This window comes from Streptomyces maremycinicus, from assembly GCF_001184025.1.
Classification (GTDB): Bacteria; Actinomycetota; Actinomycetes; order Streptomycetales; family Streptomycetaceae; genus Streptomyces; species Streptomyces maremycinicus.
In genome coordinates this window covers 241,219-265,126 of the sequence record NZ_BBYG01000009.1, presented here as the reverse complement: position 1 = coordinate 265,126, position 23,908 = coordinate 241,219, and the positions used below count along the sequence as shown (strand labels likewise).

At 72.3% G+C, this 23,908-nt stretch carries 18 protein-coding genes; 16 read left to right on the top strand and 2 right to left on the bottom strand.

The genetic code is table 11. The annotated features are described in order from the left end of the window. Window positions 1-127: 127 nt before the first annotated feature. The 12 genes from AOQ37_RS05740 (at window position 128) to AOQ37_RS05685 (ending at window position 14,124) form a co-directional block, all read left to right on the top strand. Window positions 128-2,383: a putative bifunctional diguanylate cyclase/phosphodiesterase gene (locus AOQ37_RS05740; protein WP_062641858.1), complete on the top strand. Its 2,256-nt coding sequence runs from the start codon at window positions 128-130 to the stop codon at window positions 2,381-2,383. 96 nt (window positions 2,384-2,479) lie between these two features. Further along, complete coding sequence (gatC, locus tag AOQ37_RS05735) at window positions 2,480-2,776, top strand: Asp-tRNA(Asn)/Glu-tRNA(Gln) amidotransferase subunit GatC (protein ID WP_007384860.1); 297 nt, start codon at window positions 2,480-2,482, stop codon at window positions 2,774-2,776. Between the two features lie 5 nt (window positions 2,777-2,781). Next, window positions 2,782-4,284, top strand: a complete 1,503-nt coding sequence (gene gatA / locus AOQ37_RS05730) for an Asp-tRNA(Asn)/Glu-tRNA(Gln) amidotransferase subunit GatA (protein WP_062641856.1) — start codon at window positions 2,782-2,784, stop codon at window positions 4,282-4,284. Beyond that, window positions 4,281-4,520 carry a hypothetical protein gene (locus tag AOQ37_RS05725; RefSeq protein ID WP_020131415.1) on the top strand — a complete coding sequence of 80 codons (240 nt, stop codon included), beginning with the start codon at window positions 4,281-4,283 and terminating at the stop codon, window positions 4,518-4,520. The genes gatA and AOQ37_RS05725 overlap by 4 nt, the downstream gene beginning before the upstream one ends. Window positions 4,521-4,535: 15 nt before the next feature. After that, window positions 4,536-6,050, top strand: a complete 1,515-nt coding sequence (gene gatB / locus AOQ37_RS05720) for an Asp-tRNA(Asn)/Glu-tRNA(Gln) amidotransferase subunit GatB (RefSeq protein WP_062641854.1) — start codon at window positions 4,536-4,538, stop codon at window positions 6,048-6,050. A 97-nt stretch (window positions 6,051-6,147) separates the two neighbouring features. After that, window positions 6,148-6,591 (top strand): hypothetical protein, encoded by a 444-nt coding sequence (locus AOQ37_RS41120; RefSeq protein ID WP_234436817.1) that lies wholly within the window; start codon window positions 6,148-6,150, stop codon window positions 6,589-6,591. A 259-nt stretch (window positions 6,592-6,850) separates the two neighbouring features. Further along, window positions 6,851-9,088 carry an MMPL family transporter gene (locus AOQ37_RS05710; RefSeq protein ID WP_062641853.1) on the top strand — a complete coding sequence of 746 codons (2,238 nt, stop codon included), beginning with the start codon at window positions 6,851-6,853 and terminating at the stop codon, window positions 9,086-9,088. Beyond that, on the top strand, window positions 9,066-9,641 hold the full coding sequence (locus AOQ37_RS05705) for a GNAT family N-acetyltransferase (protein ID WP_062641851.1): 576 nt from the start codon (window positions 9,066-9,068) through the stop codon (window positions 9,639-9,641). Before AOQ37_RS05710 ends, AOQ37_RS05705 begins: the two co-directional genes overlap by 23 nt. Window positions 9,642-9,676: 35 nt before the next feature. Beyond that, complete coding sequence (locus AOQ37_RS05700) at window positions 9,677-10,294, top strand: hypothetical protein (RefSeq protein ID WP_062641850.1); 618 nt, start codon at window positions 9,677-9,679, stop codon at window positions 10,292-10,294. A 197-nt stretch (window positions 10,295-10,491) separates the two neighbouring features. Further along, window positions 10,492-10,701, top strand: coding sequence for a hypothetical protein (locus AOQ37_RS05695; protein WP_062641848.1), 210 nt, complete (start codon window positions 10,492-10,494; stop codon window positions 10,699-10,701). Window positions 10,702-10,796: 95 nt separating this feature from the next. Further along, window positions 10,797-13,853: a helix-turn-helix transcriptional regulator gene (locus tag AOQ37_RS05690; protein ID WP_062641846.1), complete on the top strand. Its 3,057-nt coding sequence runs from the start codon at window positions 10,797-10,799 to the stop codon at window positions 13,851-13,853. Window positions 13,854-13,920: 67 nt separating this feature from the next. Then, the gene (locus tag AOQ37_RS05685) at window positions 13,921-14,124 is read left to right on the top strand and encodes a DUF6191 domain-containing protein (protein WP_062641845.1); all 204 of its coding nucleotides are present in this window, start codon (window positions 13,921-13,923) and stop codon (window positions 14,122-14,124) included. 183 nt (window positions 14,125-14,307) lie between these two features. Here AOQ37_RS05685 and AOQ37_RS05680 read toward each other — a convergent pair whose 3' ends face one another. Both AOQ37_RS05680 and AOQ37_RS05675 read right to left on the bottom strand, forming a co-directional pair. Next, complete coding sequence (locus AOQ37_RS05680) at window positions 14,308-15,468, bottom strand: PQQ-dependent sugar dehydrogenase (RefSeq protein ID WP_062641843.1); 1,161 nt, start codon at window positions 15,466-15,468, stop codon at window positions 14,308-14,310. Between the two features lie 101 nt (window positions 15,469-15,569). Further along, window positions 15,570-16,565, bottom strand: a complete 996-nt coding sequence (locus tag AOQ37_RS05675) for an aldo/keto reductase (RefSeq protein ID WP_062641841.1) — start codon at window positions 16,563-16,565, stop codon at window positions 15,570-15,572. A gap of 76 nt (window positions 16,566-16,641) precedes the next feature. On the opposite strand from AOQ37_RS05675, the gene AOQ37_RS05670 reads away from it, so the two are divergent. The 4 genes from AOQ37_RS05670 (at window position 16,642) to ilvN (ending at window position 23,778) form a co-directional block, all read left to right on the top strand. Next, window positions 16,642-17,595 carry a 2-hydroxyacid dehydrogenase gene (locus tag AOQ37_RS05670; RefSeq protein WP_062641839.1) on the top strand — a complete coding sequence of 318 codons (954 nt, stop codon included), beginning with the start codon at window positions 16,642-16,644 and terminating at the stop codon, window positions 17,593-17,595. Window positions 17,596-18,007: 412 nt separating this feature from the next. Further along, window positions 18,008-21,106: a putative bifunctional diguanylate cyclase/phosphodiesterase gene (locus AOQ37_RS05665; protein WP_062641838.1), complete on the top strand. Its 3,099-nt coding sequence runs from the start codon at window positions 18,008-18,010 to the stop codon at window positions 21,104-21,106. A gap of 281 nt (window positions 21,107-21,387) precedes the next feature. Continuing rightward, window positions 21,388-23,232 (top strand): acetolactate synthase large subunit, encoded by a 1,845-nt coding sequence (locus tag AOQ37_RS05660; RefSeq protein WP_107085129.1) that lies wholly within the window; start codon window positions 21,388-21,390, stop codon window positions 23,230-23,232. A 21-nt stretch (window positions 23,233-23,253) separates the two neighbouring features. Then, the gene (gene ilvN, locus AOQ37_RS05655) at window positions 23,254-23,778 is read left to right on the top strand and encodes an acetolactate synthase small subunit (protein ID WP_020131429.1); all 525 of its coding nucleotides are present in this window, start codon (window positions 23,254-23,256) and stop codon (window positions 23,776-23,778) included. The last annotated feature ends 130 nt before the right edge of the window (window positions 23,779-23,908 follow it).

Below are 23,908 nucleotides of genomic sequence, written 5' to 3'. Positions count from 1 at the left end.
AGCCGCGGCCGGTGCATCCCCGTGCTCCTGGTGAGCAGGAGGAAGGGTTCTCCCACGCGGCGCCGCCCGCAGTTGTCGGGCGACGGGCCGCGTGGCGTGGGCACCGCAGGCTGTGAGAGGGACGGGAATGGAACCGACCGAGAGCGCCGCCCCGGACGAACGGCTGCGCCGACGCCGGGTCGCCGGCGTCTGGTGGGGGAGCTGGTGGACGGCGCGCTCCGGGTCGCCCGCGGGCGCGGACGCCTACGTGCCGCACACCGCGCCGTACTCAACGCCGCATCCGGCCCAGGAACTCCGCGTCACCTCCGCCCCGCATCCGGGGATGCCGGACACCGAGGCCGACCGGCAGCCGTCCTGGCCCGCCCTGCCCGCCTCGGTCGTCTCCGGGGCCGCCTTCGTCCTCGGCGCCGGCTTCTACCGCGCCTTCACCGGCCACCACGCGCTCTTCCCGTCCGGCACGGCCGGCTGGGCCCTGGCCGTCCTGGCCGGCGTCATCGTCGGCCACCTGGTCCTGCTCGGCCGCGCCCGCTGGTGGGGCGGCACGGGCTCCGGCGCCGCGCTCACCCTCGCCGTCCTGCTGCTGTACGGCTGGGTGTCGGCCGGCCTGGTCAGCCTCACCGTCGTCGTCCTGGTCGGCATAGCCAGGCGCCACCGCTGGCGGCAGGGCGTCCTGCACGGCGCGGTGGACATCCTCGGCATCGGAGCGGGCGCGCTGCTGCTGGCCGCCTGCGGGCCGGTGCCGTCTGTGGAGCACCCGTGGACCCCCGACAGCTGGACGGTCTACACCGGCCCCCAGGTGGTCCTGGTCGCCGTCGTCTACCTCGCGGTCACCCGCGTCCTGCTCTGGTACCTGCACACCCCGCGCGCCGGCGGACTGCCCACCGTCGCCCGCACCGCCCTGGTCCGACAGGGCCTCGTCGCCGTCGCCCTGCTGGGCATCGCGCCGCTGATCTGCGTGGTGGCCGTGGCCAAACCGATCCTGCTGCCGCTGTTCGCCATCCCGCTCATCGCCCTGGACTCCACCCTGTGGATCGCCCGCGCCCGCGCCGAGGAGCAGCTGCGCGACCCGCTGACCGGGCTGCCCAACCGCCAGTGGCTGCTGGAGCGCATCTGGACCGCCCTGGACGACGCGGAGCGCATCGGCGCCCGGGCCGCGCTGATGCTCATCGACCTCGACCGCTTCCGCTCGGTCAACGACACCCTCGGTCACCTCGCCGGTGACCGGCTGCTGCTCCAGATAGCCGAGCGGCTGAAGCTCGCCCTGCCGCGCGGCGCGGAGGTCGCCCGGCTCGGCGGGGACGAGTTCGCCGTCTTACTGCCCGTCGCCGACTCCACCACCTCGGCGTCACGCATCGCCCGCGGGCTGGTCTCCGACCTCGGCTCGCCGCTCGACCTCGACGGCCTCACCCTCGTCCTGGAGGCCAGCGCCGGCGTCGCCGTCTTCCCCGACCACGCCCTCGACGCGGAGGGCCTGCTGCGCCGGGCCGACGTGGCGATGTACCAGGCCAAGCGGGACCGTACGGGCGTGGAGGTGTACGAGTCCAAGCGCGACTCCAACACTCCCGACCGGCTCGGACTGCTGGGCGACCTGCGGCGCGCGCTCGACGCGCACGAGGTCGAGCTGCACTACCAGCCGAAGGTCCGCTTCGACGGGCAGGTGGCCGGCCTCGAGGCGCTGGTCCGCTGGGTGCACCCGGAGCGCGGGAAGGTGCCGCCGGACGAGTTCATAGCGATCGCCGAGTCGTCCGGGCTGATGCCCCATCTGACGGAGTACGTGCTGGAGACCGCGCTCGGCCAGGTCGCCAAGTGGCGGGCCCAGGGGCTGTACGTGCCGGTCGCGGTCAACGTCTCCCCCCGAGACGTCCACACCCCGGGCTTCGCCGGCTCCGTCGCGGCCCGGCTGGCCCGGCACGGAGTGCCCGCGGGAGCGCTCCAACTGGAGATAACCGAGCACGTCCTGCTGGAGGACCCGCAGCGGGCCGCCGACACCCTCAACGGGCTGACCGGACACGGCGTGAAGATGTCGCTGGACGACTTCGGCACGGGCTACTCCTCCCTGGTGCACCTGCGCCGGCTCCCGGTGAGCGAACTGAAGATCGACCGTTCCTTCGTGGCCCGGCTGGCCGTCGACACCGAGGACGCGGAGATCGTGCGCTGCACGGTCGACCTCGCCCATTCGCTGGGGCTGCTGGTGGTCGCGGAGGGCGTCGAGGACGACGAGACCTGGGAGCGGCTGCGCGACCTGGGCTGTGACGCCGTCCAGGGCTGGCTGGTGGCCGCGGCGATGCCCCCGGAGGAGACCACCGCCTGGCTCCGGGCCCGCGGCTCGCGCGGCTGGCAGCGCCCCGCGGCGGCCCTCCCGGCGGCGGCGTCCGACGAGTAGCCGGTCCCGCCCCCGCGAACCGTTTCACGGGCAGGGTGCGTCGCCCCATAGGATTGGGGCCGGACCACACACTCACTCCACCCAGAGGAACGCCGCATGCCTGGCATCACGCGCGAGGAGGTCGCCCACCTCGCCCGGCTGGCGCGTCTGGAGCTGAAGCCCGAAGAGCTCGAACACTTCGCGGGACAGCTGGACGACATCATCGGCGCGGTCGCCCGCGTCAGCGAGGTCGCCGACCAAGACGTACCGCCGACCTCGCACCCGCTCCCGCTGACGAACGTCATGCGGGCGGACGAGGTCCGTCCGTCGCTCACCCCCGAGCAGGCGCTCTCCGGCGCCCCGGCCCAGGAGCAGCAGCGTTTCAAGGTGCCGCAGATCCTGGGGGAGGACTAACCGCCATGACGGACAACGTCAACATCATCAAGCTCACGGCCGCCGAGACCGCCGCGAAGATCGCCTCCGGCGAGCTCACGGCCGTCCAGGTCACCGAGGCGCACCTGGCGCGCATCGAGGCCGTCGACGAGAAGGTCCACGCCTTCCTGCACGTCGACCGCGCGGGCGCGCTGGCCCAGGCCCGTGCCGTCGACGAGAAGCGGGAGCGGGGCGAGAAGCTCGGCCCGCTGGCCGGCGTCCCGCTCGCGCTCAAGGACATCTTCACCACCGAGGGCATCCCGACGACCGTCGGTTCCAAGATCCTCGAGGGCTGGATCCCGCCGTACGACGCGACGCTCACCAAGCGGCTGAAGGCCGCCGACGTCGTCATCCTCGGCAAGACCAACATGGACGAGTTCGCCATGGGGTCGAGCACCGAGAACAGCGCCTACGGGCCGACCGGCAACCCCTGGGACCTCACCAAGATCCCCGGTGGCTCCGGCGGCGGTTCCTCCGCCGCGCTCGCCTCCTTCCAGGCGCCGCTGGCCATCGGCACCGACACCGGCGGCTCCATCCGCCAGCCGGCCTCCGTCACCGGCACGGTCGGCGTGAAGCCGACGTACGGCGCGGTCTCGCGGTACGGCATGGTCGCCTTCTCGTCCTCCCTCGACCAGGGCGGCCCCTGCGCCCGTACGGTCCTGGACGCGGCGCTGCTGCACGAGGTCATCGCCGGGCACGACCCGCTGGACTCCACGTCCATCGACGCCCCCGTCCCGCCGGTCGTCGAGGCCGCCCGCAACGGCAGCGTCGACGGCATGCGCGTCGGTGTCGTGAAGCAGTTCCGCGGCGAGGGCTACCAGGCCGGCGTCATCCAGCGGTTCGACGAGTCCGTCGCGCTGCTGAAGGAGCTGGGCGCCGAGATCGTCGAGCTGGACTGCCCGTCCTTCGACCTCGCCCTGTCGGCGTACTACCTGATCGCGCCGTCCGAGTGCTCGTCCAACCTCGCCCGCTTCGACGGCCTGCGCTACGGCCTGCGGGTCGGCGACGACGGCACCAACTCGGCGGAGGCGGTCACCTCCCTCACCCGTGAGGCGGGCTTCGGTCCCGAGGTCAAGCGCCGCATCATGCTCGGCACGTACGCCCTGAGCTCCGGCTACTACGACGCGTACTACGGCTCGGCCCAGAAGGTCCGCACGCTCATCACGCGGGACTTCGAGAAGGCCTTCGAGCAGGTCGACGTGATCGTGTCGCCCACGACGCCGACCACCGCCTTCGCGATCGGCGAGCGCGCCGACGACCCGATGGCGATGTACCTGGCCGACCTGTGCACCATCCCGACCAACCTCGCGGGCAACGCGGCCATGTCGCTGCCCTGCGGTCTCGCCCCGGAGGACAACCTCCCGGTCGGTCTCCAGATCATCGCCCCGGCGCTGAAGGACGACCGGCTGTACAAGGTCGGCGCCGCCGTCGAGGCCGCCTTCGTGGAAAGGTGGGGGCACCCGCTTCTCGAGGAGGCTCCGTCGCTGTGAGCGCACTGAACAAGGCCAAGGGCTTCAAGAAGTCCAAGTCCGGTACGTACCTGTCCATCGCCGGGACCGCGTTCGGCGCGTTCGGCGTCGCCAAGCGGCTGAAGAAGGCCCGCGCCGAGAAGGACACCCTGGTCCTGATCGACGCCACCGTGTCCGCCGTCGCCATCGTCACCGGGCTCGCCATCCTCTACCGCGAGCTGAAGCGGCTGGGCGACGACGACGTCCTGCTGGGCTGAGAGGGAAGTTTCACCGTGACCACCACGACCGACCTGGTGTCGTACGAGGACGCGCTGGCGTCGTACGACCCCGTCATGGGCCTCGAGGTCCATGTCGAACTCGGCACCAAGACGAAGATGTTCTGCGGGTGTTCGACCGAGCTGGGCGCCGAGCCCAACTCGCAGACGTGCCCCACCTGCCTCGGCATGCCCGGTGCGCTTCCGGTCGTCAACGCGATCGGCATCGAGTCCGCGATCAAGATCGGTCTCGCGCTGAACTGCGAGATCGCCGAGTGGTGCCGCTTCGCCCGGAAGAACTACTTCTATCCGGACATGCCGAAGAACTTCCAGACCTCCCAGTACGACGAGCCGATCGCCTTCGACGGCTACCTCGACGTACAGCTGGAGGACGGCGAGACCTTCCGGGTGCAGATCGAGCGCGCCCACATGGAGGAGGACACCGGCAAGTCGCTGCACGTCGGCGGCGCCACCGGCCGTATCCACGGCGCGTCCCACTCGCTGCTGGACTACAACCGCGCCGGCATCCCGCTGATCGAGATCGTCACCAAGCCGATCGAGGGAGCGGGTGCGCGCGCCCCGGAGGTCGCGCGGGCGTACGTCCGTGAGCTGCGCGAGCTGATCAAGGCGCTCGGCGTCTCCGAGGCCCGCATGGAGCAGGGCCAGATGCGCTGCGACGTGAACCTGTCGCTGCGGCCGCACGGCCGGGAGAAGTTCGGCACCCGGTCCGAGACGAAGAACGTGAACTCGCTGCGGTCCGTGGAGCGCGCGGCCCGCTTCGAGATCCAGCGGCACGCCGCCGTGCTGAACGGCGGCGGCACGATCATCCAGGAGACCCGCCACTTCCACGAGGACACCGGGTCGACGACCTCGGGCCGCGTGAAGGAGGAGGCCGAGGACTACCGGTACTTCCCGGAGCCCGACCTGGTGCCGATCGCCCCGTCCCGTGCGTGGGTCGAGGAGATCCGCAGCGGTCTGCCGGAGCTGCCGCTGGCCCGCCGCAACCGGCTGCTCGCCGAGTGGGGCATCTCCGCCGCCGACATGCAGTCGATCCTCAACGCCGGCGCGCTCGACCTGATCCTCGCCTCCATCGACGCCGGCGCCGACGCGGCCTCCGCCCGCAAGTGGTGGATGGGCGAACTGGCGCGCAGCGCCAACGAGTCGGGCGTCCCGCTCGACGGGCTGGCGATCACGCCGGAGCAGGTCGCCCGGGTCACCGAGCTGGTGAGCAAGGGCGACCTGAACGACAAGCTGGCCCGTCAGGTCATCGAGGGCGTCCTCGCGGGCGAGGGCACCCCGGACGAGGTCGTCGAGAAGCGCGGTCTGAAGGTCGTCTCCGACGAGGGCGCGCTCACCACCGCCGTCGAGGAGGCCATCGCCGGCAACCCGGGCATCGCCGACAAGATCCGCGGTGGCAAGGTGGCCGCGGCCGGCGCCCTGGTCGGCGCGGTGATGAAGGCCACCCGCGGGCAGGCCGACGCGGCCCGGGTCAAGGAGCTGATCCTGGAGAAGCTGGGCGTCAGCGAGGGCTGACCCCGCCGTTCTCCCCGCGCCCGGGGGGAGCGCGCCGCACCGGCGCGTTCCCCCCGGGCGTCCGCGTTCCCGGCTCGACGCGCTACGCTCGCCCGCCATGAGGGCACGAACCGACTCCGACACGCAGGACGACATACACGACGGCCCGCGGGCCGGTACGGCCGCACCGACCGAAGCCGCCGACGCGGCCGGACCGACCGCCGCGGACCACGGCCCCTCCGCCGAAGCGGACGACGACGCGGAAGCAGAAGCGGACGACGACACGGACGCCGGCATGGACGAGGAACACGGCATCGAGGACGCCCGGCGGGCCCGCTGGACGGCGATCGGCACCGGAGCGCTGCTCACCCTCGCCGGACTCGCCGCCTCCCTCATGCGGCTCACCGGCTCCGCCCCCGCCTTCGTCCCGGCGGCCTACGCCCTCGGCGCCGCCGTCTGCGCCCTCGCCGCCCTGCTGGGATCCCGTGGCCGGACCCGGCGCGCGCTGTGGCTCCTCATCGCCGGGGTGATGGTGATGGCGATCGGCGACCAGGCCGACTGACACGTGCCCGACGGGGCCCGACGGGGGCCCGACGCGGGGCCCCCATGACGAGGACCCGACGGCGTGGCCCGGCACGGCGGCCGTCATCGTCCTGTGATCCGGCTCCCGCCGCTGTGAAAATCCCCACGTACGCGGCAAACGACCGACTTCGCCTGCAAGAGTGACCTCACATCGCTCATACGTTCTTTGCGGGCTCTTCAGGTCAGACACGACGGTTCCCGGTCAAAGATCCACCATTCATCCTCCGGGAGCACGTCAAGTGGCAGCCCTCGCACGCTGGTGTGTCCGCAACCGCCTCATGGCGGTACTGATCTGGCTCCTGGCGCTCGGCGGCACCGCGACCGCCGCGCTCTGCGTCGGCTCCGCCTACTCGAACGACTACGAGGTCCCCGGCACCGAGTCCGGCCGCGCCACCCGGCTGCTCGCGGAGGGCTTCCCGGGCCTCGGCGGCGACAGCGACACCGTCGTCTGGCACACCGCCTCGGGCTCCGTCCGCGCCGCCGACGTCGAGCAGACCATGAACCGCGCGCTGGAGAGGATCGCCGGCCTGCCGGGCGTGGCCTCCGTCGCCGGCCCCTACGACGACCGGGGCGCGACGCGGATCAGCGAGGACGGACACACGGCGTACGCCACCGTCACCTTCGAGGACCGCGCCGAGGACATCGACGAAGCCGAGGCGCGGGCCGTCGTCGACGCCGCCCGAGCCGCCGCGAGCGACGGCCTCCAGGTCGAGCTGGGCGGCTCCGCGATCGGCCTCACCGAGTCCACCGGCGGGCATCTCGCCGAGATCGTCGGCGTGGTCGTCGCCGCGCTCGTGCTGTTCCTCGCCTTCGGTTCGCTCGCCGCCTCGATCCTGCCCATCGCCACCGCCCTGGTCGGCGTCGGCACCGCGTACGCCGGCATCGTGCTGCTCGGGCACGCCATGACCGTCGCCGACTTCGCGCCGATGCTCGGCCTGCTCGTCGGGCTCGGTGTCGGCATCGACTACGCGCTGTTCATCGTGACCAGGCACCGCCGGGGACTGAAACGAGGGCTCACGGTCCCCGAGGCCGCCGCGAGAGCCGTCGCCACCACCGGGCGCGCGGTCGTCTTCGCGGGCGCCACGGTGTGCACGGCCCTGCTCGGCATGCTGATCCTGCGGCTGAGCTTCCTCAACGGCGTGGCGATCGCCGCCTCCCTGACCGTGGCCCTCACGGTCGCCGCCTCCGTGACCCTGCTGCCCGCCCTGCTGTCCTTCATCGGCCTGCGCGCCCTCAGCCGCCGCGAACGCCGCCGGCTCGCCGAACACGGACCCCAGCCGGAGTTGCCGACCGGACTCGCCGCCCGCTGGTCGGCGTTCGTGGAACGCCACCCGAAGCTGCTCGGCGCCTGCGCCGTCGTCGTCGTCGCGGTCCTCGCCGTCCCCGCCTTCTCCCTCCGCCTGGGCACCTCCGACCAGGGCAACGGTCCCGTTTCGGCCACCACCCGGCAGGCCTACGACCTGCTCGCCGAGGGGTTCGGCGCCGGGGTGAACGGTCCGCTCACGCTGGTGACCCGGGTCGAGGGCGCCGAGGACCGGCTCGCCCTCGACAACCTCGACACCACCCTGCGCGCCACCGAGGGCGTGGCCTCGGTGACCCCGGTGACCTTCGGCTCCGGCGGCCGCACCGCGTACCTCACCGTCGTCCCCGACTCCGCCCCGCAGGCGCGGCGCACCAGCGACCTCGTCGACCGGCTGCGTGCCGAGGTGCTGCCCCGCGCCGAGACGGGCACCTCCCTCGACCTGCACGTCGGCGGGGTGACGGCCGGCTACGACGACTTCGCGGACGTCATCGTCGGCAAGCTCCCGTTGTTCGTCGGCGTCGTCATCGGCCTGGGCTGCCTGCTGCTCCTGCTCGCGTTCAGGTCCGTCGGGATACCGCTCAAGGCCGCCGTGATGAACGTGGCCGCCGTCGCCGCCGCCTTCGGGATCGTCGTGGCCGTGTTCCAGTGGGGCTGGGGCAGCGAACCGCTGGGGCTCGGGCGCGCGGGGCCCATCGAGCCCTTCCTTCCTGTGATCATGGTGTCGGTGCTGTTCGGTCTCTCCATGGACTACCAGGTGTTCCTGGTCAGCCGGATGTACGAGGAGTGGCTGGAGACCGGCGACAACCGGCGCGCCGTCCGGGTCGGCCTCGCGGAGACCAGCCGGGTGATCAACTCCGCCGCGGTCATCATGATCTCGGTCTTCCTCGCCTTCGTGCTCAGCGGCGACCGGGTGATCGCCATGTTCGGCATCGCCCTCGCCGCCGCCGTCGCCCTGGACGCCTTCGTCCTGCGGACGCTGCTGGTGCCCGCCCTCATGCACCTGCTGGGCAGCGCCAACTGGTGGCTGCCCCGCCGGCTCGACCGGCACCTGCCGCGGATCAGCATCGAACCGCCCGAGTGCCGTGCCGCCCATGAGAGGCTCGCCGAGGCAGTGGAGACCGTAGAGGCACTGGAGAAGGAGCGGCGGCCGGATGTACGCGATATCGCTGGGTGACGACGGGGCCGAACTGCGCCCGCTGGAGCCCTGGCACGCGGAGGAGTTCCTGGCGCATCTGGAGCGCGGCAGGGAGTTCATCAACCAGTACGTCCCGTTCGGCTCCAAGGCCACCGACGTGGCCGGCGCCCGGGAGGCCCTCCAGCGGTACGCCGACATGCGCGCCGCCGACACCGGCTCGCTGCACGGCCTGTGGCTGGACGGCACGCTCGTGGGCGGTGTGCTCTTCCTGAACTTCGACGCCGAGGACGGGAACTGCGAGGTGGGGTGCTGGCTGGAACCCGCCTGTACCGGACGCGGTCTGGTCACCCGGGCCATCCGGGTGCTGATCGACTTCGCGGTGGAGCGGCGCGGGATCCAGCGGGTCGAATGGATCGCCTCGGCGGGCAACACCCCCAGCCTGAACGTCGCCCGGCGGCTGGGAATGACCCGCGACGGAGTCCGCCGGCAGTCCTACCCCTATCGTGGGGTGCGGCACGACCTCGAGGTGTGGTCCGTGCTTGCCCAGGAGTGGCGCGACGCACGTGCGCGCGACGCTCACAACGATCATTAAGGGACCTCTCAGAGAGCGTCCGTACGGTGCGAGGTATGGGAACCAAGACTGTGGACGAGGCCGGCACGGAATCCGGCACCGAGGCGAAGCGCGACGAGAAGAAGGTGGACGTCACGAAGACCGAGGGGCCGGACGAAGCGACCGCGACGGAGGCGGCGACCGTCGACGGCGCCACCGCCGCCGACACCGACCACACCGAGGACCGTGACCTCGCGGACGAGACCCTCGCCGCGGAGGGCGCCGACAAGGCGGAGGGTCCCACCGGGGTCGGCCAGGGCGCCGGCGCCGTGGTCTCCGCCGCGCTCGGTCTCGTGTCGCTCACCGGCGGCTGGATCGGTACCGTCGCCGCCGCCCGCGAGACGCTGGTCGGCCAGCTCCAGACCTCGTCGAGCGCCAACGTGGCCACCCAGATCAAGGAGGTCTACGGCGACGCCTGGCAGACCACCGCGCTGTGGGCCGGCGTGTTCGCGCTGGCCGCGCTGATCACCGGTGTGGTCGTCCTGGCCCGGCCCGCCTTCGGCGCTCCCGGCAGGCCGCAGGCCTCCTGGATCAAGTCCGTCTCCTGGGCCGGCGTCGCGCTCGGCGTCATCGGTCTGCTGCTGGCCGTGCTCAAGTACACCGACGCGATGCTCGGGCTCCCGTCGGCCAGCTGAGTACCCGCAGGTCACGAGGGGTCTTAGACGACCGTGAGCCACTCACGGCCGTTCTAAGGCCCCTCAGTCGCATCTAAGGCGCCGTCCGCCGCCGAAGATGCGGAACTCTCCCGATGTGGCGGACCCCCCTGGGAGACGAAGGTGGAGGCATCGCGAAAAGCGAAGCCGGAACAACCGACCTTCTCAGGGGACACACCATGTACGAGTACGAGCTTCAGCAGGCCCGTTCCGCCGAACTGCGCCGCCGCGCCGAGCACGAGCGGCTGGCCCGCGCGATCGTCCGCGGCCGCCGCGCCGCCCGTCGCGAGGCCGCCGGACGCGCCGCCGCCGAGCGGTCGGACGGCGGCGCCGGGAGCGAGTCGCATACCCATCTCCTCCGCCGGCTCGGGTTCGCCCGGCCGGCGTGAGCGCGGGGGCGGGGGAGGGCGGCCGCACGGGGGTCGGCCGCCCTCCCGCCGGGGTCCCGGCGATATCCGCTGGGCCGTCGCCGCACCCGCGTGCGATGCTCGCCCCCGTGGAGACCCGGTCCGTCAGCCCCGTCTTCGTCGGCCGCGCCGACGAGTTGCGCACCCTGGACGACGCGCTCTCCCGCGCCGCCGCGGGAGAGCCCCAGGCACTGCTCATCGGCGGCGAGGCCGGGGTCGGCAAGACCAGACTCGTCGAGGAGTTCGCCGCGGCCGCCCACCGCGCGGGCGCCGTCGTCGCGCTCGGCGGCTGTGTCGAGATCGGTGCCGACGGACTGCCGTTCGCCCCGTTCTCCACCGCACTGCGCGCCCTGCGCCGGGCCCTGCCGGACGAACTGTCCGCCGCCGCGGCCGGCCAGGAGGAGGAACTCGCCCGGCTGCTGCCGGAACTGCGCGGGACGGACCCCGGACGACGCCATGACGAGGAGGGCATGGCCCGCCTCTTCGAACTCACCGCCCGCCTCCTGGAGCGCGTCGCCACCGAGCGCACGGTCGTGGTCGCCCTGGAGGACCTGCACTGGGCCGACGCCTCCACCCGCCACCTGCTGGCCTATCTGCTGCGCACCCTGCGCACCGGCCGCCTCGTCGTCCTCGCCACCTACCGCGCGGACGACATCCACCGCCGCCATCCGCTGCGGCCCCTGCTCGCCGAACTCGACCGGCTGCGTACCGTCCAGCGCCTCGAACTCGCCCGCTTCACCCGCGACGAGGTCTGCCGCCAGATCGCCGGCATCCTCGCCGCCGAACCCGACCCCGCCCAGGTCGACGACATCTTCGAACGCTCCGACGGCAACGCCTTCTTCGTCGAGGAACTCGCCGTGGCGGCACACGAAGGCTGCTGCACCGGCCTCACCGACACCCTGCGCGACCTGCTGCTCGTCCGCGTCGAGGCACTGCCCGAGAGCGCCCAGAAAGTCGCCCGGATCATCGCCGAGGGCGGCTCCGCCGTCGAGTACCGGCTGCTCGACGCCGTCGCCCGGCTCGCCGAGGACGAACTGATCGAGGCACTGCGGGCCACCGTCGGCGCCAACATCCTGCTCACCACCCCCGACGGCCACGGCTACCGCTTCCGCCACTCCCTGGTCCGCGAGGCCGTGAGCGACGACCTGCTCCCCGGCGAACGCGCCCGCCTCAACCGCCGCTACGCCGAGGCCCTCCAGGCCGACCCGGCCCTGGTCCCCGCCGACGAACGCGTCATGCGGCTGGCCAGCTACTGGTACCACGCCCACGACCCGGCGAAGGCCCTCCCCGCCGTCCTCGACGCCTCCGTCGAGGCCCGCCGCCGACGCGCCTACAGCGAGCAACTGCGGCTCCTGGAAAGGGCGATGGAACTCTGGGAGACGGCACCCGAGGACATCAGGGCCGCCCTGCGCCCCGTCGACTGCACGGAGGCCTATCCCCCCTGCGGCTGCGATCCGGCCACCACACCGCTGCGCTATCTCGACCTGATGGCCGAGGCCGCCGTCGCCGGCCGCTACTGCGGGGAACGCGAACGCGCCCTGAAGATCACCAAGCGGGCGCTGCGCCTGCTGGAGGACGAGGACGACCCCCTGCGGTCCGCCTGGTTCTGGGTGCAGCGCTCCCGGCTGACGCACTCCCTGGGCCGGAGCGGCGGTCGCGAGGAACTGGCGACGGCGCAGGAGCTGTTGCGTGGTCTGCCACCCAGTGAGGTGCACGCCGAGGTGCTGACCCACATCGCCTGCTGGTCCCTGGTGCACGACCCCGGACCCGAGGCCTACCAGGCCGCCGAGCGGGCCGTGGAGTACGCCCGCATGGTCGGTGCCCGCGAGATCGAACTGGACGCCCGTCAGGTGCTCGGCGTCTTCAAGGTCGACGCCGGCCACATCGAGGCCGGACTCGCGGAACTGCACGAGGTCAGGGATCAGGCGCTCGCCGAGGGCACCCCCGCCGTCGCGTTGAACGCCTACGTCAACCTCCCCTCCGAACTCGAGGCGGTCGGCCGCTCCCGGGAGGCCGTCCCGATCCTGGAGGAAGGCCTGGCCTTCGCCAAGCGGTACGGGCCGCCCGACGCCGAGGCCTGGGTGTGGAGCAACCTCGCCGAGTCCTTCCTCTCGCTGGGCCGCTGGGACGAGGCCGAGCGCGCCTGCGCGGCCGTCGGACGGGTGGGCCAGGGGGCTGCGGTCCGCGGCGGCCACGCCACCCTGCTCGCCGAACTCGCGCTCGCCCGCGGCGACCTCGCCGAGACCGGCCGCCGACTGGCGGTCGCGCAGAGGTACTTCGGCTCCCACGAACACGCCCCCCAGAACCACGTCCCGCTCACCCGCCTCGCCGTGGGACTCGCCGCGGCCCAGGGCCGCCCGCTGGACGCCCGCGCCCATTTCGCCCGCGCCCTCGACCGCGACTTCCGTCCCGGCACCCAGCGCTATGCCTGGCCGCTGCTGCTCGCCGCGGCCTCCGCCGAGGGCGACGCCCGCGCGCTGCCCGCCGCCGACCCCGGCCGGGCGGATCTCCTGGACCGGGTCCGGGCGGCCGCCAAGCGGCTCGCCACGTTCGCACCCGTCTGGCAGGCCCACGAACGCTGGGTCCGCGCCGAACTCCTGCGCGCCGAGGGCCGGACCGACCCGGAGGACTGGTCCGAGGTGGTCGCCGCCTTCGAATGCCTGGAACGGCCCTACGACCTGGCCCGCACCCGGCTCCGCCTGGCCGAGGCCCTGCTCTCGGTCGGCGGCGACGGCGAGCGCGACCGGGCCGCCGAGCTGCTGCGTCTCGTCCACGCGGTCTCCGTCCACCTCGGCGCCCGGCCCCTCGGCGAGGCCGTCACCCAGCTCGGCCGCCGCGCCCGGCTGTCCCTGGCGCCCGCCGAGGGCCGGCCGGACGCCCCGGCCGAGGCCGCCGACCCGCTGGCGACGCTGGGCCTGACCGGCCGGGAGCGCGACGTCCTGCGGCTGGTCTCGGCCGGCCGCACCAACCGCCAGATCGCCGAGGTGCTCTTCATCTCCCCGAAGACCGCGAGCGTCCATGTCTCGAACATCCTGTCCAAGCTCGATGTCTCCGGCCGCGGTGAGGCGGCGGCGGTGGCCCACCGGCTGGGGCTGTTCCCGCCGGGGGCCGAGGAACGGCTGATGGCGCGATAATGGGGCAGGCCACCCCGGAGGAGCCGTACAGGCCACCGACCGTGATCCGGCCCGGCATGGGAGAACGATGTTCAACGCATTCGAGGACCTCTTCGCGCCGGGCCGCAAACACACCCGGGACGAGCAGAACCGGCTGGAACTGACCCGGGAGGACGTCGGCGACGGTGACACCGGGCGCGGGCCGATAGACCTCGCCTCCGGGAAGGTCGTGGTCCGACCCGCCGAGCCGACGGTGGAGGAGGCGAAGGAGGAGGCGAAGGAGGACGAGTGACCCTGTGACGCCGAACGGCCCACCCCCGCTCACCCCACCTCCACCGCCCAGCCGACCTCGACCGCTCGGCCCACCTGCCGCTCAGCCGACCTCGACCGCTCGGCCCACCTGCCGCTCAGCCGACCTCCGCCGCTCGGCTCACCCGCTGCCCGGCCGACCTCCGCCGCTCGGCTCACCCGCCGCTCAGCTGACCTCCAGCTCCAGGATCCGGTCGTCCTTCGATCCGGGGTCGCCCCGGCCGTCCGTGTTGCTGGTCGTGACCCACAGCTTGTCGCCGCCCGCCGACACCACCGTGCGCAGCCGGCCGTGGTCACCCTCGAGGAAGGCCTGCGGGTCGGCCGAGGCCGCCGTGCCCTTCAGCGGGACACGCCACAGACGCTGCCCCCTCAGCCCCGCCATCCAGATCGAGCCCTCGGCGTAGGCGATGCCGCTGGGCGAGGCCTCGTCGGTGTGCCACTGGGCTATCGGGTCGCGGAACTTCGTGTCCCCGGACTCGCCCTCGGCGGTGGGCCAGCCGTAGTCGCCGCCCGGCACGATCGCGTTCAGTTCGTCCCAGGTGTTCTGGCCGAACTCCGCGGCGAACAGGCGCTGTTCGGAATCCCACGCCAGCCCCTGCACATTGCGGTGGCCGTACGAGTACACGGGGGAGTCCGGGAACGGGTTGCCCGCGGCCGGCTCGCCCTCCGGGGTCAGCCGGAGGATCTTGCCGCCGAGTGACTTCTTGTCCTGGGCCAGGCCCCGGTCGCCGCTCTCGCCGGTACCGACGTAGAGCAGCCGGTCGGGACCGAAGGCGATCCGGCCGCCGTTGTGGATCATGCCCTTGGGGATGCCCTTGAAGACGGTGTCCGGTGCCCCCAGCTGGTCGCCGGCCGGGCGGGCGGGGTCGTAGAGCATCCGGACGACGCGGTTGTCCGAGGCCGAGGTGAAGTACGCGTAGATCATGCGGTCCGACGCGTAGTCGGGGGAGAGGGCCAGGCCCAGCAGGCCGCCCTCGCCCGCCGCCGAGACCCCCGGCACCTCGCCCAGCTCGGTCTTGCCGCCCGTGTCGGGATCCACCCGGGTGATCGTGCCCTCGTCGCGGGAGGCGACCAGGAGGCCGCCCTCCGGGAGGGGTACGAGGCCCCAGGGCGTGTTCAGGCCCTCGGCGACCGTGCGCACCACCTTGACCGTGCCCTTCGCGGGCGGGGTCGCCTCGGCGGAGGGGGAGGCCGCGGCCGCCGTACGGCTCGGGGACGCGCTGGCCGAGGCGCCCGGGGACTCCCCGGCGTCGGAGGAGCAGCCGGCCGTCACCAGCAGCGCACTCGCGGCCAACACGGCTGAAACAGATCGACGTTGCACGATCATGGTCCCTTCGACGCGGCGGTTCCTGCGGCGGGCTTCACCTGTCCTACGTCGCCCGTGCCCCACGGGTTCCCGATCCGGGCCGCCGAGACCCGAAAGCGGGACTACTCCCACGATCCCCGGGCCCCCGGCAGCTCCGCCACCTCCGTCAGATCCTGCGGCGTCAGCCGCAGGCCCGCCGCCGCGGCGTTCTCCGCCACCCAGCGTTCCCGCTTGGCGCCCGGGACCGGGATCACGTGCCGGCCCTGTGCCAGCACCCAGGCGAGCGCCACCTGCGCGGCCGTCACGGCCTCGCCGTGCCGGGCGGCGATCCGGCGCAGCCCCGCGACGATCGGCTGGTTCGCGGCCATCATCTCGGCGGTGAAACGGGGGTGCCGGGCGCGCATGTCGTCCGGTTCGAAGCCCTGGCCGGGGGTGAGGGTGCCGGTGAGGAAGCCGTTGCCGAGCGGCATCGCGGCCAGGAAGCCCACACCGCGCGCCTCGCACCAGGGCAGCAGGGTGCCCAGCGCCTCGGGCGACCACACCGACAGCTCCGCCTCCACGGCGCTCACCGGGAAGACCTGCTGGACGCGCCGCAGTTGCCGAATCGTTCCGTCGTACAGTCCGCCGGAGCGGCGGCCACCCCGGGCGCCCACCGCGCACAGCCCCAGCGCCCGCACCTTGCCCGCCCGGACGAGCTCCGCCATCGCGCCCCAGGTCTCCTCGACCGGGACCTCGGGATCGGCCCGGTGCAGTTGGTAGAGGTCGATGACATCCGTCTGGAGGCGCCGGAGCGAGGCGTCGCAGGCCCGCTTCACATACCCCGGACGGCCGTTGGCCACGATGTGCTGATCTCCGACGAGCAGACCGACCTTCGTCGACAGGAACGCGTCCCCGCGCCGTTCCTTCAACGCCCGCCCCACCAGCAGCTCGTTGGTGAACGGGCCGTACATGTCTGCGGTGTCCAGCAGGGACGAACCCGAGTCCAGTGCCCGGTGCACCGCGCGGAGCGACTCGTCGCCCCGCTGCCGGGACCCGCTGTACGCCCAGCTCATCGGCATGCACCCGAGACCCAAGGCGCCCACCTCGAGCGCCCCCGCGCCGATCGTCCTGCGCTCCACCTGCCCGTGACCCTCCCTCACCCGAGCCCCCAACCTAACCTCTGCACGCGCGCGTGCCTGACATAGCCTCCTGACCATGAGCGCTGACGTCTGGCTTCCCCTCCCCCCGGAAGAGATCAAGGGCCTCCCGGAGGGGCCGAACTACCACTTCTGGAACGGTGAGGAGGACTACCCGGCGGACCCGGCCGACTGCGTCTTCTACGTCGTCCCCTACATGAAGCCCGCCGGTCTCGGGCAGCGGCCGCTGCCAGCCATGACCTCACTGGAGGTCGTCCAGACCCTGTCCGCAGGCATCGACCACGTGGAGCCGGCCCTCGCGGCGCTGCGTCCGGGCGTACGGCTGTGCAACGCGCGGGGCGTGCACGAGGCGAGCACGGCCGAGCTCACGCTCACGCTGGTCCTCGCGTCACTGCGCGGGATCCCCGACTTCGTCCGGGCCCAGGGCCGGGGGGAGTGGCTCAGCGGGTTCCGGCCGGCGCTCGCGGACAGGAACGTGCTCATCGTCGGGTACGGCTCCATCGGCTCCGCCATCGAGGACCGGCTCGTGCCCTTCGAGGTGGCGCGGGTGGCGCGCGTCGCGCGCTCCTGGCGCACGACGGCGCGCGGTCCCGTGCATCCGATCGCCGAACTCCCCGCCCTGCTCCCCGACGCGGACGTGGTGATCCTCTGCACGCCGCTGAACGAGAGCACCCTGGGGCTCGTCGACGCCGATTTCCTGTCCCGGATGAAGGACGGCGCGCTGCTCGTGAACGTGGCCCGCGGCGGGGTCGTCGACACCGAGGCCCTGCTCACCGAGGTGGAGAGCGGCCGCCTCACCGCGGCGCTGGACGTCACCGATCCCGAGCCGCTGCCCCCGGGCCACCCGTTGTGGACCGCGCCGGGCGTCCTCGTCAGCCCGCACGTCGGCGGTCCCACCTCCGCCTTCCGGCCCCGGGCCGAGCGCCTGCTGGTGGACCAGTTGGGCCGCTTCGTGAACCGGGAGCCACTGCGCAACGTGATCCTCACTACGGGCACGTCGAACGGATCGTGACGGGCGGGGGCGCTCACACAGCCCTGTTCGAGCACCCTCCGCAGTCCTCCGGACGCTGTCCGTACCCCTTCCGGGCGCATATGCCGATGATCGTCACGCAGCGTAGAGGAACTATGTCCCTGAGTGACGAGACTGGTGTATCGTCCCGACAGGGGCTGCGCCGCGCGCATTCGGCGTCAGGGATGGACATCTCAGACATGTGAGGGGGGCGACGGGCGATGCACGGCCTATGGACGAACGATCCGACGCGGCGGAGCCGCCGGCGGCGACCCTGGCGCTCCACCGCGCGCCGACACGGTCACGGAACTCACCCCGGCCGGCACCGTCACCGGTGTGGTGGTCACGGAGAGCACGCGCCACCGTCGGTCCGGGACCCGAGGGATCCGGGAGTGACGCGGACCGGGAGGAACCGGTGAGTCCGCCGCCGACCTCCACGCCCCTCCTCGACGGAGCGCTGCGCACGCAGTCCTCGACGGGGAGGCCCCGCACCGCGCCGCCGTCCTTCGGCGGCCCCGGCAAGAACCTCGTCCACCAGCTGCTGCTCGCCCTCCTGTGCGCGGGATACGCCGTCGGTTCCGCGCTCGGCTGGGGCTCCGACCGGCTCGCGCTGATCATGGGGGACTTCGGGCTGAGCGCGGCGGCGGGCACCGCGGCCGTGTCCTGCTTCCTCTACGCCCGCAGTCGCCGCGTCCGGTTTCGACCCGCCTGGCTGCTGTTCTCGATCTCCTCGGCCATGGCGGCCCTCGGCAACCTGGTCTGGGGGTGGTACGAGGTGGTCCTGGGACGGCCCGTACCCAGCCCCAGCTTCGCCGACCTGTTCTTCCTGTGCTTCGCGCCCCCCGCCATCGTGGGACTGCTCGTGCTCGCAGCCCGACCCATGACGAAGGCGGGCTGGGTCTGCCTGGCGCTGGACGCCTGGCTGATCGCCGGCTCGCTGCTCACCCTGTCCTGGAGCCTCGCACTGGCCCAGGCGGCGAAGTTCGACGGACCGAGCGTGGCGCACGCCGCCCTCTCGCTCGCGTACCCGCTGCTCGACATCGCCCTGGTGAGCATGGTGCTGGTGCTGCACTTCCGGCGCACCACGGTGAACCGTACGGCGGTGAACACGGCCGTCGGCGCGCTCGCGCTGACCGTCATGTGTGACGCCCTGTTCACCTCGCCGCTGCTGCACAACAACTACCGCTCGGGCCAGCTCCTCGACGCCGGCTGGTTCGCGGGCTCGCTGCTCCTGGCGTACGCGCCCTGGGCCGCCTCCCGTCAGCAGCGGTCGGCCGCGGACGAGGGACACACGCGTGTGGTGCACGAACACGTACCCGGCCAGCGACCCACGAGGCGCCCCCACGCGCCGTCGCGCACGGCGGCCGGCGCGGCCGGGCCTGCGTCCGCGCATCCCTCCGCCCAGCGTCCCGACCAGGCGCCTCCCCAGGGAGGTGATCACAGCCGGTATCCGGTCACCCGGCCCATCACCGGCTCCCTGGCCGCGCTCACTCCCTATCTCGCGGCCGCCGTCTGCACCCTGGGCATCCTCTACAACGTCCTCAACGGCCGCAGCGTCGACCGCGTGGTGCTGCTGACCGGCGGCACGGTCGTGCTCGCCCTCGTGGTGCGCCAGGGGATCATGCTGCTCGACAACATCACCCTCACCCAGGAACTGGCCCAGAAGGAGAACCACTTCCGTTCCCTGGTGCAGGGCTCCAGCGACGTCATCATGATCGCCGCGCCCAGCGGCGTCCTGCGCTATGTCTCCCCGGCCGCCGCCGGGGTCTACGGCCGGCCCGCCGAGGACCTGGTGGGTTCCGAACTGGCCGATCTCATCCACCCCGAGGACCTGGGCTGTGTGGTGCACGAGGTGCGCCGCTTCCTCGCCGCGGTCCCTTCGGAGGAACCCACCACGCGCATCGAGTGCCGCTTCCGCTCCGGCGACGGAGGCTGGCTCAACGTCGAGTCGACCGTCAACCGTCACCACGGCGGCCTGATCTTCAACAGCCGGGACGTGACCGAACGGGTGCGGCTCCAGGCGCAGCTCCAGCACAACGCCGAACACGACCCGCTCACCGACCTGCCCAACCGCGCCCTGTTCACCCGGCGCGTCCAGCAGGCCCTGTCCGGCCGCCGCAGCTCCGACCGGGGTCCCGCCCTGCGCAACACGGCGGTCCTCTTCATCGACCTCGACGGTTTCAAGGCCGTCAACGACACGATCGGTCACGCGGCCGGCGACGAACTGCTGGTCCAGGCCGCCCGCAGGCTCCAGGAGGCGGTCCGCAAGGGCGACACCGCCTCCCGGCTGGGCGGCGACGAGTTCGCGGCCCTGATCGTCGGCGACGGCACCCGTGACCGCGCCGCCCGGGAACGCCACATAGTGGAACTCGCCGACCGTCTCCGGCTCACGCTGTCGCAGCCGTACCTCATCGACGGCAACGAGGTCCGGGTCGCCGCCTCCATCGGCGTAGCCTTCGCCGAGGCCGGTCTGGGCGCCGGTGAACTGCTGCGCAACGCCGACCTCGCCATGTACCGCGCCAAGGCGGGGGGCAAGGGCCGGGTCGAGCTGTACAAGCCGCAGATGCAGCAGGACGTCGTCCGCAAGACGGAGCTGGCCACGCGGCTGCGTGCCGCGCTGCACGACGGCGAGTTCGCGCTGCTGCACCAGCCCGTGGTGAGGCTGGAGGACGGCCGGATCTCGTCGGTCGCCGCCCAGGCCCGCTGGCGCTCCTCGCAAGGGGTGCTCTTCACACCCGCCGAGTTCCTGCGGGTCGCGGAGGACAGCGACAAGACGGCCGAACTCGGGCGCTGGATGCTGGAGGAGGCCGTCGAGCAGGCGGCCGACCGGGCCGCGAGCGGCCTCACCCTGCCGGTGGTCGTGCGGGTGGGCGCCAGGCGGCTGCTGGACCGGTCGATGCCGCTGGGCTCGGTGGAGGCGCTGCTGACCCGGCACGGGCTGCCGTCGGGCTCCCTCGTGGTGGAACTCTCCGACACCGATCCGAGGGTGCCGCTCGACGAGCTGGAGCGCCGCCTGGGGGCGCTGCGGCGCCTGGGGGTGCGGATCGCCCTCGACGGCTTCGGCAGCGGCTACGCGGCCCTCACGGCGCTGCGGCGGCTCCCCGTCGACGTGCTCAGGCTCGACCGTTCGCTGGTCGAGGGGGTCGTCGAGTCCGCGCGACTGCACAAGATCACCAGCGGTCTGCTGCGGATCGCCGCCGATCTGGGGCTCCAGTCCGTCGCCGAGGGCGTGGATCTCCCCGAGCAGGTGGTCGCCCTGCGGGCCATGGGCTGCACGCACGGGCAGGGCATGGCCTTCTCCGGGCCGCTCGACGAGTACCGGCTGCGCCGGGCCCTCGCGACCGGCCGCTATCCGGTGCCGCACGGACCGGCCGAGCCCGCGTTCGCGGGCGGTGGCGCCGGGGTGTACACCAGTGGTGTCCACGCCGGTGGCGTCGCCGGCGGTGTCACGGCCGTACTGGGGAGCGGTAGTGCCCTTCGCTCACATAATGAGACGCCCGTCCCACCCACTTGACAGTCGGTGCGCGCCGGGGGGAGGGTCAATGCCATGCGCACCCGAATTCTCGTACTTGGAAAGCGCGTCGGCTGAAGCTGGTGACGCTCCGGACGGACCCGGAACTCCCAGCGACCCCACCCGGCGCGCTCCCCTCGCTTGCCTTTTGGCACGAGGGGTTTTTTGTTGCACAAAACCCGCCGCGGCCCTCGTGCCGCAGCGGAGAAGCCCTCAGCAAGACGCTCAGCGAAAACCTCAGTAAGACCCTCAGTAAAACCCTCAGCATCGAGAAGAGAATGCCGATGACCGAGCAGGCCACCGGGGCCCATCCGCAGCCGCGGCCCCGATCCGGAGGACACTCCGCGACCGTCGAGCACGTGACGGGTGCGCAGTCCCTCATCCGTTCTCTCGAGGAGGTCGGCGCCGAGACGGTATTCGGCATTCCCGGCGGCACGATCCTGCCCGCCTACGACCCGATGATGGACTCGACGAGGGTCCGCCACGTCCTGGTCCGCCACGAGCAGGGCGCGGGTCACGCGGCCACCGGCTACGCGCAGGCCACCGGCCGGGTCGGCGTCTGCATGGCCACCTCGGGCCCGGGCGCCACCAACCTGGTGACCCCGATCGCCGACGCCCACATGGACTCGGTGCCGCTCGTGGCGATCACCGGCCAGGTGGCGTCGAAGGCGATCGGCACGGACGCCTTCCAGGAGGCGGACATCGTCGGCATCACCATGCCGATCACCAAGCACAGCTTCCTGGTCACCAAGGCCGAGGACATCCCCCGGGTGATCGCGCAGGCCTTCCACATCGCCTCCACCGGCCGCCCCGGCCCGGTCCTGGTCGACATCCCCAAGGACATCCTCCAGGCGAAGACGACGTTCTCCTGGCCGCCGGTCATGGACCTGCCCGGCTACCGCCCGGTGACCAAGCCGCACGCCAAGCAGATCCGCGAGGCCGCCAAGCTGATCACCGCCGCCAAGCGGCCGATCCTGTACGTCGGCGGCGGTGTCGTCAAGGCCGGTGCCACCGCCGAGCTGAAGGTCCTCGCCGAGCTGACCGGCGCGCCCGTCACCACCACGCTGATGGCGCTGGGCGCGTTCCCCGACAGCCACCCGCAGCACCTGGGCATGCCGGGCATGCACGGCTCGGTGGCCGCCGTCACCGGTCTCCAGAAGGCCGACCTGATCGTCGCCCTCGGCGCCCGCTTCGACGACCGCGTCACCGGCAAGCTCGACAGCTTCGCGCCGCACGCCAAGATCGTGCACGCGGACATCGACCCGGCCGAGATCGGCAAGAACCGCGCCGCCGACGTGCCGATCGTCGGTGACGCCCGCGAGGTCATCGCCGACCTGATCCAGGCGGTGCAGAAGGAGCACAGCGAGGGCCAGACCGGCGACTACACCGCCTGGTGGAAGGACCTCGACCGCTGGCGCGAGACCTACCCGCTGGGCTACGACCAGCCCTCCGACGGCTCGCTCTCCCCGCAGCAGGTCATCGAGCGCGTCGGGCAGCTCGCCCCCGAGGGGACGATCTTCACCGCGGGCGTCGGCCAGCACCAGATGTGGGCCGCGCACTTCATTCAGTACGAGAAGCCCGCCACCTGGCTGAACTCCGGCGGCGCGGGCACGATGGGTTACGCGGTCCCCGCCGCGATGGGCGCCAAGGCGGGTGCCCCGGGCCAGACCGTCTGGGCCATCGACGGCGACGGCTGCTTCCAGATGACCAACCAGGAACTCACCACCTGCGCCCTGAACAACATCCCGATCAAGGTCGCCATCATCAACAACGGCGCCCTCGGCATGGTCCGCCAGTGGCAGACCCTGTTCTACAACCAGCGCTACTCCAACACCGTGCTGCACTCCGGCCCCAACGACGTCAACCCGGACGCCCGCGGTACGCGCGTCCCCGACTTCGTGAAGCTGTCGGAGGCCATGGGCTGCTACGCGATCCGCTGTGAGTCCCCGGACGACCTCGACAAGGTCATCGAGGAGGCGAACTCCATCAACGACCGTCCCGTCGTCGTCGACTTCATCGTCCACGAGGACGCGATGGTGTGGCCGATGGTCGCCGCCGGCACCTCCAACGACGAGATCCTGGCCGCCCGGGACGTCCGCCCCGACTTCGGCGACAACGAAGACGACTGAGCGAGAGAGACGTAAGAAGACATGTCCAAGCACACGCTCTCCGTCCTGGTGGAGAACAAGCCGGGCATCCTGGCCCGGATCGCCGCCCTGTTCTCCCGCCGGGGCTTCAACATCGACTCGCTCGCCGTCGGCGTCACCGAGCACGCCGACATCTCCCGGATCACGATCGTGGTGAGCGTCGACGCCCTCCCGCTGGAGCAGGTCACCAAGCAGCTCAACAAGCTCGTCGAGGTGCTGAAGATCGTCGAGCTGGAGCCGGGACAGGCCGTTCACCGCGAACTCGTTCTGGTGAAGGTGCGCGCCGACAACGAGACGCGCTCGCAGATCGTCGAGATCGTCCAGCTGTTCCGCGCCAAGACCGTCGACGTGTCGCCGGAGGCCGTGACCATCGAGGCCACCGGCAGCAACGACAAGCTGTCCGCCATGCTCAAGATGCTGGAACCGTACGGCATCAAGGAGCTGGTCCAGTCCGGCACGATCGCCATCGGCCGCGGCGCCCGTTCGATCACGGACCGGTCGCTGCGCGCCCTCGACCGGTCGGCGTAAGTACGTAACCGGTCTTCGTACGAACGGATCCGGGCGGCCGGTGATCACCGACCGCCCGTATACCGAGACCCCGAGACTTCCCTTCCGCCCGCCGTCATACGGTGGGACGCAACACCTGCACCCAAGGAGA